The organism is Megamonas funiformis (assembly GCF_010669225.1).
GTDB classification, from domain to species: domain Bacteria; phylum Bacillota; class Negativicutes; order Selenomonadales; family Selenomonadaceae; genus Megamonas; species Megamonas funiformis.
Genome location: NZ_CP048627.1, coordinates 2,085,386 through 2,097,961, shown reverse-complemented (window position 1 = coordinate 2,097,961; position 12,576 = coordinate 2,085,386). Strand labels below are relative to the sequence as shown.

The 12,576-nt window shown below is 31.9% G+C and carries 12 protein-coding genes; all 12 read left to right on the top strand.

Translation table 11 applies throughout. The features are described from left to right. Window positions 1-111 precede the first annotated feature (111 nt). On the top strand, window positions 112-2,109 hold the full coding sequence (locus GXM21_RS10585; protein WP_008539745.1) for a BamA/OMP85 family outer membrane protein: 1,998 nt from the start codon (window positions 112-114) through the stop codon (window positions 2,107-2,109). A 131-nt stretch (window positions 2,110-2,240) separates the two neighbouring features. Further along, entirely contained in the window at window positions 2,241-2,792 is a 552-nt protein-coding gene (locus GXM21_RS10580) for an OmpH/Skp family outer membrane protein (protein ID WP_008539747.1), read from the top strand. An 87-nt stretch (window positions 2,793-2,879) separates the two neighbouring features. Further along, the gene (locus GXM21_RS10575; protein WP_008539749.1) at window positions 2,880-3,992 is read left to right on the top strand and encodes a coiled-coil domain-containing protein; all 1,113 of its coding nucleotides are present in this window, start codon (window positions 2,880-2,882) and stop codon (window positions 3,990-3,992) included. Window positions 3,993-4,016: 24 nt separating this feature from the next. After that, window positions 4,017-4,478 carry an OmpH/Skp family outer membrane protein gene (locus tag GXM21_RS10570; protein ID WP_008539751.1) on the top strand — a complete coding sequence of 154 codons (462 nt, stop codon included), beginning with the start codon at window positions 4,017-4,019 and terminating at the stop codon, window positions 4,476-4,478. A 14-nt stretch (window positions 4,479-4,492) separates the two neighbouring features. Further along, window positions 4,493-5,524, top strand: a complete 1,032-nt coding sequence (lpxD, locus tag GXM21_RS10565; protein WP_008539752.1) for a UDP-3-O-(3-hydroxymyristoyl)glucosamine N-acyltransferase — start codon at window positions 4,493-4,495, stop codon at window positions 5,522-5,524. 134 nt (window positions 5,525-5,658) lie between these two features. Beyond that, entirely contained in the window at window positions 5,659-6,549 is an 891-nt protein-coding gene (locus GXM21_RS10560; RefSeq protein ID WP_008539753.1) for a lysophospholipid acyltransferase family protein, read from the top strand. 49 nt (window positions 6,550-6,598) lie between these two features. Then, window positions 6,599-7,426 (top strand): UDP-3-O-acyl-N-acetylglucosamine deacetylase, encoded by an 828-nt coding sequence (gene lpxC / locus GXM21_RS10555; RefSeq protein WP_008539754.1) that lies wholly within the window; start codon window positions 6,599-6,601, stop codon window positions 7,424-7,426. 19 nt (window positions 7,427-7,445) lie between these two features. Further along, window positions 7,446-7,886 carry a 3-hydroxyacyl-ACP dehydratase FabZ gene (gene fabZ / locus GXM21_RS10550; protein ID WP_008539755.1) on the top strand — a complete coding sequence of 147 codons (441 nt, stop codon included), beginning with the start codon at window positions 7,446-7,448 and terminating at the stop codon, window positions 7,884-7,886. A gap of 93 nt (window positions 7,887-7,979) precedes the next feature. Then, window positions 7,980-8,783: an acyl-ACP--UDP-N-acetylglucosamine O-acyltransferase gene (lpxA, locus tag GXM21_RS10545; RefSeq protein WP_008539756.1), complete on the top strand. Its 804-nt coding sequence runs from the start codon at window positions 7,980-7,982 to the stop codon at window positions 8,781-8,783. A gap of 15 nt (window positions 8,784-8,798) precedes the next feature. Then, complete coding sequence (locus GXM21_RS10540) at window positions 8,799-9,605, top strand: LpxI family protein (protein WP_008539757.1); 807 nt, start codon at window positions 8,799-8,801, stop codon at window positions 9,603-9,605. A gap of 76 nt (window positions 9,606-9,681) precedes the next feature. After that, a complete protein-coding gene (lpxB, locus tag GXM21_RS10535; RefSeq protein ID WP_008539758.1) occupies window positions 9,682-10,836 on the top strand; it encodes a lipid-A-disaccharide synthase in 1,155 nt (384 codons plus the stop codon). A 5-nt stretch (window positions 10,837-10,841) separates the two neighbouring features. Then, complete coding sequence (locus GXM21_RS10530; RefSeq protein WP_008539759.1) at window positions 10,842-12,575, top strand: ABC transporter ATP-binding protein; 1,734 nt, start codon at window positions 10,842-10,844, stop codon at window positions 12,573-12,575. The last annotated feature ends 1 nt before the right edge of the window (window position 12,576 follow it).

Here is a 12,576-nt window from a genome sequence, read left to right as displayed (position 1 = left end):
CATATTTTCTTGAGTATCATAACTTTTTTCATATGAAAGATATTATTTTTAATATAGTTGTGATAAAATTACAGTATTGGTGAGTTTTGCCAAATTAAGGAGGTTTTTTGTTTGAAACAGAAAAATTATAAATTATTAGTCTGCGCGTTAGCTATGGCTAATATCAGTGCCTTTAGTATAAATAATTGTTTTGCAAATGTTGTAGATAATAATGTACATGAAAATATTGTATCTGCTGAAAACTTAACTGAAGAAGAAGTAGCAGCAAAAATTGATGAAACAATGCAAGATGTATCTGCAGACAATGAGGCTGCAAAAGAAGACAAAGAAATTATTATCAATAATGATAAAAAAAATAAAGTGGATAAAGTCCAAGATCCTGAAGCTATTGCTAAAATGAATACTTGGAAAGAACAAAGACCAACAGAAGAAACTATTAAAAATAATAATAGTGCATATACAGATATGACAGTAGTCAGTGTAGATGTTGTGGGAAATGAAAAAATAGCTAAAGAAGATATCTTAAATGTTTTAACTGTAAAAGCTGGAGATAAATTCAATATAAAAAATATAGAACAAGATAGGAATAATATTTATAATACAGGCTATTTTTATGATAATTATCCTTCTTATGAAGTTGTCCCTGAAGGTGTAAAAATAACTTATCATGTAATGGAAAATCCTGTGTTGAATTCTGTAGAGATTTTAGGAAATCAAGTTTATTCCACAGATAAAATTGAAGATATGTTAACTGTAAAAAAAGGCGAAATTTTAAATATTCGTCAATTGAATACAGATTTAGCAAATATTGAAGCTAGTTATCGCCAAGATGGATATATTTTGGCAAAATTAAGAGATATATCTATTGATGAAAGTGGTAATTTAACTTTAACTTTTAATGAAGGTATTCTTGAAGGTTATGTAGTAAAAGGTAATGATAAAACAAAAGATTATGTTATTACTCGTGAAATGCGTATAAAACCAGGCGAAGTATTTGATGCTAAGAAAGCACGTCGTAGTATGCAACGTGTATATAATTTAGGATTTTTTGAAGACGTTAGTGTGAAAATCTTACCAGGTAAAGAAGATCCAAATAATATCATCATGGAATTGACTGTTATTGAAAAACGTACAGGTTCTTTTGGTATTGGTGCTGGTTACAGTAGTGAAGATGGTCTTTTAGGAATGGTAAGTATTGGGGATACTAATTTCAGAGGTACTGGTGATTCTGTAAAAGCTATGTATGAATATGGCGGCGACGGTGGAGACGATAGCGGATACAGCATTTCTTATACTAAACCATGGCTTGATGAAAAAGAAACTACAGGTACTTTCCGTATTTATGATCGTAAGTTTGAATATGATGATTACGATAATGGCGGTGATCTTATTGAAACTTACGATAAAAAAAATCAAGGGTATGAATTAAACTTTGGTCGTCCAACAGATGAATATACAATGAATTATTTAGGTTTTAAAATAAATAATACAGAATATCGTGGACATGAAGATGGTTTAGACCGTAGTAAAAATACAGAATGGCTTGATAATAACTTTGGGGAAACTAGAAGTATTATAGCTTCTCAGGTTCGTGATACAAGAGATAATATTTTCTATCCAACTGAAGGTACTAGAACTAGTCTATCTGTTGAATATGCTGGTTTGGGTGGAGATTTTGATTATACTAAATTGACAGGTAGTGTACAAAAATATTATAAAGTAGGTCATGCACAAGTTTTGGCATTGCGTGGTAGTGCAGGTTATGCAAATGAAGATTTACCAGAAGCTGCTTTATTTGAAGTAGGGGGTCAAAATTCTGTTCGTGGTTATCGTGATGGACAATTTTCTGGTAATAGAATGTTAATGGGTACAATGGAATATCGTTTCCCATTGATGAATAAAGTACAAGGTGCCTTATTTACAGATGTAGGTGATGCTTGGGGTGGTAAATCCTGGGGTTCATGGAGTTCCATTGAAGAAGATTTAGATTTACATGCTAGTGTAGGTTTAGGACTACAAATGCAAACTCCAATAGGTGCTCTTCGCCTTGATTATGGTTGGGGTGAAGATGGCGGAAGACTTCATTTTAATGTAGGTGGAAACTTCTAACAGTAATATTTTTAGATTAACTGCAGAATTTTTTCTGCAGTTAATTCTTTCCTTGAATAAGAATTTTTAGTTTGTTATAATTAAAGTGTTTTAACTAAGAGGCAAAAGCCTTATAAAGGGAGAAGATAAAGTTGATTAATTTCGAAAAGAAACAAGTAAAAATTATTAGTGTTATTATTGCAGCAGTATTTGTATTTAGTATTGTCGCTCTTGGAGTTTCACAATATCAATCTGGTATGGCAGGAGCATCTTCTTCTAATGTTGGTATTGTAGATTATTCCAAACTTATTGCAGAACATCCAGGAATGCAACCTGCTCGTGAAAAATATGAAGCAGCAGCAAAACAAGTTCAAGAAGATTTCCAAAATCAGGCTGCAAATATGACACCTGAACAGCAGCAACAATTTATAGAACAAAAACAAAAAGAAATGCAAGATAAGCAAAAAGAATTAATCGATCCTATTCGCAATAGCATAGAAGAACAAGTAAAAGCAGTAGCTGATTCTAGAGGTATTAATGTTGTATTAGATAAAAACAATGTATTATATGGTGGACAGGATATCACTCAAGATGTTTTAACAAAAATTCAAGCTCAGGGTGATGTAACTACAGATAATACTAATAGTTCTGATGCAACTTCTGCTGAAGCTACAGATACAACAAATTCTTCTGGTCAAAATTAATTTTTATGCTTTTAGATGAAATACCGAGCAAATGCAGTGATGCTCGGTATTTTAATAATCTAAATAAATTTGTAGGGAGGTGGATTTATGGCAAATGAGCAAGATAAGGATAATGATATGCAAGAGAATAAAAAGGATAAGAGCAGAAAAAGTGCTATTTTTACAGGTGTTATTTGTGTATTATTATGTATTATAGGAGCTTTATATATTTGGCATAAACAAACACAAAAACCTCCAGTGCAATTAGATGTTAATTCAGCAATAGCTACGGTAGATATAGATAAATTGATGTCTAAACATAGTGATTATGCTAAATTAGAAAAATTGCAAGCAGAGAAGACGTTGATTTTAATAAAATTAAAATCATATGCATTAAATACAGAACAATTGCAACCACCGCAAGTAAATCCGGCAAGTCAAGTATTTGAACAAGTTGTAGATGAACAAAATAATTTACAAGAAATAAAAGCTAAACAACAATTAAAAGAAGAAACGATAACAAAAGAACATGAAATAAGACAAAGATTATCTATTGAAAAAAATAAAGCAGAAACATTAATAACTGATAAATATACAAACGCTATTTTTAATTGCACTATGAAATTAGATAATGCTGAAAACTTGAGATTGACTCAAGAAGAAAAAGATAATCTATTAACATTATTAGAACAGCTAAAAAAAGAACGCGGAGAAAATGTGGCGCTGATTGAGCAGCAATATAATTTAAAAGTTGCTGATGAATTAATGAAGTGGCGAGCACAACGAGAACAAGAATTAGATATAAATGTTCAAAAGATACATCAAATAGATGTACAAAACTCTTTAGAAAGACAACAAGCTGAACAAAAAAGAGAGGCACAATATCTTCAAGATAGATTGCAGATGCTTCAAGCTAGAAAAAAAGATAGTGAACGATTAATAATATTATTGCATACAAAAGAAAATGAAATAAATTTATTAAAGAGAAGCATATTAAAAGACATTGCTAGTAAGGCTATGAAAATAGCAATTCAAAAACATCTAAAATTAGTTATTGCTGATGTTCCAGCTACATTAGATTTTTTTGGTAATATAAAAATAGATAATTTTGATGATACAGTTTTAAATGGTATGGTAGTTGGTGCAGATGCAATTGATATTACAGACGATGTAATGGCTGAGCTTACAAATGAGCAAATGCAAAATAATAATGGTAAATAATATATGGAAAGGCGATAGGGTGTCATGAAAATAAAATTAATGTTAGTAATAGCACTTGTTACATTGATGAGTGTATTTATGTCAGGTTGTGGAAGCGAAACTAAATTAGGTTATTTAGATGCTGAACGAGTTATGAATGAAGCACCACAAATAAAAACAATTAGAGATAATATTGATGCTAAGAATAAAGAAATCGAAGCTAAAGAAACAGATTTAATGAGCAAAAAAGCAACTATGTCTGATGAAGAATTTAAAAAAGCACAGATGGATATTCAACGTCAATATCAAGGCTTAGATATGCAATATAAATCTCAAGTAAAAAATACAATGGATAAGGTACTCGCAGAAGTATCAACAGAAAAAGAATTATCTGCTGTAGTGCCAAAAACATTAGTGCGTTCAAATGGTATGCAAGTTCAAAAACAAGAGTTTGTAGTTCAAGGTGGAATTGATATTACAGACGATGTAATTCAGAAGTTGCAATAAAAAGGGGTAATATTATGAAAAGAACACTAGCAGAGATAGCAAATTTAATAAATGGTAAACTTTGTGGGGATTATGATGAGAATTTAGTCATTACAGGTGCAACAGGAATTGCTTTAGCTGGTCCAAGTGAAATAACTTTTGCTGTAGACCCACATTTAGAGGAAGCTATTGCTTGTAATGCGGCTGCAGTGATTATACAAGAAGATGTAGATGGTTTTTCAAAAACTTGTATAAAAGTAAAAAATCCTCGAGAAGCTTTCAATATTTTATTAAATATTTTTAAACCTGAATTGAAAGTAGAAAAAGTCATCAGCTCTAAGGCACATATAGGTAAAAATGTAAAAATTGGTGAAAATGTAGCTATAATGGATTTTGCCTATATTGATGATAATGCAATTATTGGCGATAATGTGGAAATATATCCAAATGTTTATATTGGTCAATATGCTAGTGTAGATGAAAATACAATTCTTCATTCAGGTGTTAGTGTTCGCGAATATTGCAAAGTAGGAAAAAATGTAATTATTCATGATAATACAGTAGTTGGTGCTGATGGATTTGGTTTTATAACTAAAGATGGAAAACATACAAAAGTACCACAAGTAGGTAATGTAGTAATTGAAGATGATGTTGAAATTGGCTGTAATGCAGGAATTGATAGAGCAACAACAGGTTCAACAGTGATTGGCAAAGGAACAAAAGTAGATAACCTTGTTCACATTGGTCATAACTGTGTATTAGGAGAAAATTGTTTAGTTGTAGCACAAACAGGTCTTGCTGGTTCAACAATTGTTGGTCATAATGTTACATTTGCAGGTCAAGTTGGCTCTAAAGGTCATATAAAAGTTGGCAGTAATTCAGTTATGGCAGCACGTACAGGTCTTATTGCAGATGTACCAGAAAATTCATTTTATGCAGGTTTTCCTGCTCGTCCTCATCAAGAATGGCTTAGAATTAAAGCAAATGAATCTCGTTTGCCAGATATGATGAAAAAATTAAAATTAATGGAAAAGCGTTTAAAAGCGTTAGAAGAGAAAAATAATTAAATCGAGTAATTCTTTGATTATTAAAGTAGCCAAGCCCTAATGCTTAGCTACTTTTTTTATAGATTTTATTAGTTTAGAAATGAATTGATATTGTGAAAAAATAAGATAGGAATATAAAGTGAAAGGAGATACAAATGCTATATCATATATTAGTATTTTTAAGTGATATTTGTTGTTTATTACCAGCTAGTGTAGCAAGATTTGTAGGTAAGATTTTAGGTGAATTAACATGGATTGTTGTTCCTAAAAAAAGAAAACAAATGGCAATACATAATATTGAGCGTTGTTTAAAAGTATCAACTGATAAAGCTGAGCAAATTGCAAAGAAAAGTTGGACTAGATTTGGACCAATGATCATGGAAGTATTGCGATTTAAAGTTATATGTAAAAATATTAATAAATATGTAACTATAAAAGGTGAAGAAAATATAAAAAAAGCTATGTCTTATGGAAATGGTGGTGTCATTGCCACAGCACATAGTGGAAATTGGGAGATTATAGGAGCAGCACTCACTCATAAAGGAATGAAGATAGCAGGAGTGGCTCAACATCAACGCAATGAAGGTGTAAATAATTTTATAAATTATTGTCGAGCATTTACAGGTATGCATATAACAGATAAATTGGATATCAAAGAAATGATGAAAATGCTTGGACAAAAATATTTTATCGGTTTAATTATGGACCAAGATGGTGGTTCTACAGGGATTATTATGCCATTTTTAGGTTATGAAGCATCTTGTGTGCAAGGTCCAGCGGTGATGAGCAGATTTAAATCGGCACCAATATTACCAGCTTTTATTACTGAAGATAAAAAAAGACCAGGACATCATATTTTAACAGTATTAGAACCAGTTTTTACAGCTAAAACAAAAGATAAACAAAAAGATATATATGATATGATGGCAAGCTTAACTAGTTTAGTAGAACAACATATAAGAGATTATCCAGAAGAGTGGTTCTGGCTTCATGATAGATGGAAATATGTTGAAAGAAAGAAAAAAGAAGCAAATAACTTGCAGTAAATAGCGTTGTCTTGTAAAATAATTATATATAATTTTTAGGAGGACGACGATGATAAAGCAAAAAACAATTGCGGTAGATGTTTCATATACTGGAATTGGTCTGCATTCAGGCACAGAGGTTAATATGAAATTGCGTCCTGCTCCAGTAGATACAGGAATTGTATTTATTAGAACGGATTTACCAGAAAAAACACAGATAAAAGCAATAGCAAGTAATGTTACATCTACATTAAGAGCGACAACGATTAGTAATGGAGATGTCAAGATTTTTACAATAGAACATTTAATGTCAGCACTATTTGCTAGTGATATAGATAATTGTTATATTGAAATTGACAGTGAAGAACCACCAGTAACAGATGGTTCAGCAAATGTTTTTTTAGAATTGCTAGAAAAAGCAGGAATAAAAGAACAGGAAAAAGAAGCAGATATAATAACAATTGATAAATTATATCGCATAGATGATAAAGAAAGATTTATAATGGTATTGCCTTATGATGGTTTTCGTGTGAGCTTTACTTCCGTAAATCCACATCCATTAATTGGTATACAATATCATGATTTTGAATTTACTAGTAAAGATTTATATAAGAAGGAAATAGCTATAGCACGAACTATTGCTTATGAAAAAGAAGTAGAAGCTTTACGTAAAATGGGATTAGGTTTAGGTGGAAATTTAGATAATGTAATTGTCTACAATGATGAAGGTTGGATGAATAAACTTCGTTTCCCAGATGAATTAGTTCGTCATAAAATTTTAGATGCTATTGGTGATTTGAGATTAGCAGGTAGAATAAAAGGTCATGTAATTGCTGTAAAATCAGGTCATGAATTAAATACAAAGTTAGCAAAGAAAATTCTTGCAGACTTTACTTAAGCAGAAGAGAGGTTATACTATGAGAATTGATATTCCTGAAATTGAAAAAGTTTTACCACATCGTCCCCCATTTTTATTGATCGATCGTATTATTGAATTAGAACCTATGAAATATGCAGTAGGTATAAAAAATATTTCTATAAATGAAGACCAATTTAGAGGACATTTTCCAGGTCATCCAATTATGCCAGGCGTGTTAATTTTAGAAGCAATGGCACAAGTTGGTGGTTTTGCTTTATTATATCCAGCAGAAAACCGCGGTAAATTAGCTTATTTTGGCGGTATGGATAATGTTAAATTTAAAAAACCAGTAGTTCCTGGAGATCAGCTTATTATGAAATCTGAAATTGTGAAAATTCGTGGCGATTTTGGTAAAGTTCATTGTGAAGGTTTTGTTGATGATAAATTAGTAGCTCAAGGTGACTTTACTTTTGCTTTACAAAAACCAGAAAACTTATAAAATGATTAATTAAGGTGTAAAGAGCCAATTAATTGGCTCTTTTACTATGATGGAATTTCACCAAATGGTGTAGTTTTTAAGGAGTGAATACAAATGGAGGCAGAAAGCAAAATACATCCATTAGCAATAGTTCATGAAAATGCCAAAATCGGAAAAAATGTAGAAATTGGTCCATTTGCAGTTATTGGCGAAAATGTAGAAATCGGTGATGGTACAAGAATTGAACCACATGCGGTTATTACTGGTTGGACAAAAATTGGCAAAGATTGCGTGATTTTTCCAGGAGCATCTATTGGTGCAGAACCACAGGATTTAAAATTTGTGGGAGAAAAATCTTATGTATATATTGGCGATCGAACAAAAGTTCGTGAATATGCTACAATTCATAGAGCTTGTGGAGCTGAAGAAGAAACTCGTATTGGCAATGATTGCTTATTAATGGCTTATACGCATGTAGCACATAATGCAATTATTGGTAATAATGTTATTATGGCAAATAATGCATCTGTTGCAGGGCATGTTATTGTAGAAGATAGAGCTGTTCTTGGTGGTTTTGCCGGTGTTCATCAATTTGTAAAAATTGGTAGAAATGCAATGGTTGGAGGCTTTTCCAAATTAGTACAAGATGTTGTGCCATATACAATTGTAGATGGTAGACCTGCAAATGTTTGTGGTTTAAATAGTGTAGGTATAGCTCGTGCAGGAATTTCTGTATCGTCAAGAAAAGCTATTAAACAAGCATATAGAATTTTGTATCGTTCAGGATTAAAATTAGCGCAGGCAATATCTGTAATTGAACAAGAAGTTGATTCTTGTGCTGAAGTAGAACATTTTTTACGATTCTTAAGAAATGCTGATCGTGGTATTTGCAGAGAAAACCATGAAGGTAATAATTAAAGTGGGGATTTTAGTATGAAATCAATAGGTTTATTATCTGGGATAGGTAGATTACCAGTTGAAGTAGCAAAAGCAGCAAGAGCTATGGGTATAGATGTTTATGCTGTAGGTTTGGTTGATGGTGTAGAAGAAGATTTAAAAAATGTAGCAACAGATTTTAAATCCATCAATGTAGCTCAATTGGGTAGTATAATTGATTATTTAAAAGGTAAAGAAGTAACAGATGTTGTCATGATTGGTAAAGTTACTAAGGAAATTTTATTTTCAGGGCAACATGAATTACCTGACGCTAGAATGATAGCTTTGTTATCATCATTAAAAGATAGAAGTGATGATACTATGATGTTGGCATTTGTGGCAGAACTTGCTAAAGAAGGAATTACCACATTTGACCAGACTATGCTTTTGAAAATGATTATGCCTAAAAAGGGAGTATTGACTAAACGTCAACCAACAGAGAGAGAAAATTTAGATATGGAATTCGGTTTCAAAATGGCAAAAGCTCTTGGCGGCTTGGATATTGGTCAGACTGTAGTTGTTAAAGATAAAGCAGTAATGGCTTTAGAAGCTATTGAAGGAACTGATGCATGTATTTTACGTGGCGGAAAACTCGCTTGCGGAAATGCAGTTGTAGCAAAAGTGGCAAAACCAGCTCAAGATAATCGTTTTGATATGCCAGCTGTTGGTGTAAAAACAATTGAATCTATGATAGAAGTAAAAGCTTCTGGCTTAGTAATTGAAGCAGGACGCACTTTAATTGTAGATAGAGAAAAAGTTTTATCACTAGCTGATGAAAATGCTATAACTATTGTGGCAATGTAGTATGGTAGGACGCGGCGATACATTATAAAATGTTATCATCGCGTCTTTTTCTGCTTGATAAAGGCTGGAGGTTTGTATGTATAAAATTATGTTTTCAGCAGGGGAAACTTCTGGTGATATGCATGGAGCAAATTTGGCTAAAGCTTTGAAAAATATCTGTAGTGATATTGAAATGTTTGGTTTTGGCGGTCCACAAATGGAACAAGCTGGAGTAAAGCTTTGTAAAAACATGTTAGATTATAGTGTGATGGGTTTTTGGGAAGTATTAGTTAATTTACGTAAAATGTTTAAATTAAAAGATGCTTTAGTAGCAGAAATGAAAAAACAAAAGCCTGATATTTTAGTCTTAATAGATTATCCAGATTTTAATTGGCGTCTCGCTAAAGAAGCTAAGAAAATGAATATACCTGTATTTTCATATATACCACCTTCAGCTTGGGCATGGCGCAAGGGCAGAGCTAAAGAGGTAGCTAAAATTGCTGATAAGATTGTAGCGATTTTTCCTTTTGAATTAGATGTATATAAAAAAGCAGGTGCAGATATTTCATTTGTAGGAAATCCATTGATGGATAATGTAAAGGCTTCAATGAGTCGCGAGATGGCAGCGGAATTTTTTGGCATAGATTTGAAAGAAGATAATATTTTATTATTGCCGGGAAGTAGAAAGCAAGAAATAGCTAATTTATTAGAACCAATGCTTCAAGCTGCGCAGTTAATAAAGAAAGAACGACCAGAAATAAAGTTTTTTTTACCTGTAGCTACTGGTATTGATAAAAAATATTTAGAAGAAAAGATAAATGAATATGGTTTAACAGTAAAATTATGTGAAACAAAGACATATGATTTGATGAATTGCTGTGATTTTGCTATTGCAACTTCGGGAACAGTTACTTTGGAAGCTGCACTTATGGGACTTCCATCAATTGTTTTATATAAGATGTCTGCTATCACATATCGCATAGCTAAAATTTTTGTGAAGATAAAATATTTTAGTTTGCCAAATATTTTAGTTGATAAACAAGTTTTGCCAGAATTGTTACAAGATGAAGTAAATGGTGAAAATATAGCTCGACTTGCTAGAGATTTATATAAAGATACTGAATCTGCTAAAAAAGTAAAAGAAGAATTATTAATGGTAAAGGAAAAGCTAGGTTCACCAGGAGTGGCTGATAAGACAGCTGAGTTAATATTACAAACAGTTGATAGATTTAAAAATGAGATTAAGGGATAAATGATATGAATGATTATAAGAGATTGATTTTATTTATAAAACCATATTGGAAAAGGCTTTTATTAGCTATTGTTTGTATCATAATGTCAGCAGCAGCAAATTTATATGTACCTTGGATTATAAAGGATATGATTGATAAGGTACTTATGGAAAGAGATATGGTACTGTTAAATTTAATTGCAGTAGGCATAGTGGTAGTATTTTTCTTTAGAGGGATATTCTTCTATGGTCAGTCGTATTTAGTATCATATATAGCACAAAGAGTAATTATTGATGTTCGTGAAATGCTTTATGTGAAATTTCAGAAGTTGCAGTTAGCATATTATGAAAAAAAACAAACAGGAACAATAATGAGCTATATAACTAATGACGTAGCAGCACTTCAAGCAGCATTAGTTGATAGTTTAATAGAATTAGTTACAGAATCATCAATTTTGATAGGTTCTTTAGTTATGATGTTTTATTTGGATTGGAAATTGAGTTTAGTTACGTTGATAGTTGTACCATTGATTGGGCAAGCTATGAAAATTTTTGGTAGAAAGCTCAAAAAAAGTGGTTCATTAATTCAAGAACGTACAGCAGAAATAACATCATTATTACAAGAAACAATTTCTGGCGTTCGTGTAGTAAAATCATTTGCTAGAGAAGAACATGAAATTGAAAGATTTCAAAATCAAAATGATTTAAACTTTAAAGCAAATATGAAAAGTGTACAGCTCAGTTCATTGTTGACACCAACTGTAGAATTTTTAGCAGCTGTAATTGTAACTGTAATTTTATGGTTTGGTGGTTATCAAGTAGTTAATGGCGCTTTGACAGCTGGGGCACTTATCGCCTTTTTAACTTATGCCGTAAATTTAGCTAATCCTGTAAAACGTATCAGTAGAGTATATGGCACAATTAATAAAGCTATGGCAGCAGCGGAACGTGTATTTGATGTATTAGATACACAGGAAGATTTAAAGGATAAACCTGATGCTAAAGAGCTTCCTAAAATCAGTGGTAAAGTTAAATTTGATCATGTTAGTTTTGGCTATAAAGATGGTGTGAATGTATTACACGATTTATCTTTAACAGCTAATCCAGGTCAAGTAATTGCATTTGTAGGTCCTAGTGGAGCAGGAAAATCTACTATTGCAAATTTAATTCCTAGATTTTATGATGTAACTGAGGGCGCTATAACAATAGATGATATAGATATTCGAGATGTTACTATAAAATCATTACGTGAACAAATTGGTGTAGTGCCTCAAGAAACTATGTTATTTAGTGGCACAATTAAAGAAAATATTCGCTATGGTAGATTAGATGCAACTGATGAAGAAATCATTGAAGCGGCAAAAGCGGCTAATGCACATAATTTTATCATGAATTTAGCTGATGGCTATGATACGAAAATTGGTGAACGTGGTATAACTTTATCTGGCGGTCAACGTCAACGTATGGCGATTGCTAGAGCTATCTTAAAAAATCCACGTATTTTGATTTTAGATGAAGCAACATCAGCACTTGATACAGAAAGCGAAGAAATTGTTCAAGAGGCATTGGATAAATTGATGGTTGGTCGAACATCATTTGTTATAGCACATCGTCTATCAACAATTGTACATGCTGATAAAATTGTTGTTTTAGACAATGGACGTGTACAAGAAATGGGTACACATCAAGAACTTATGCAGACAGGTGGTTTATATAGTCATTTGTATAACATACAATTTAGTAATAAGAAAGCAAAATAGG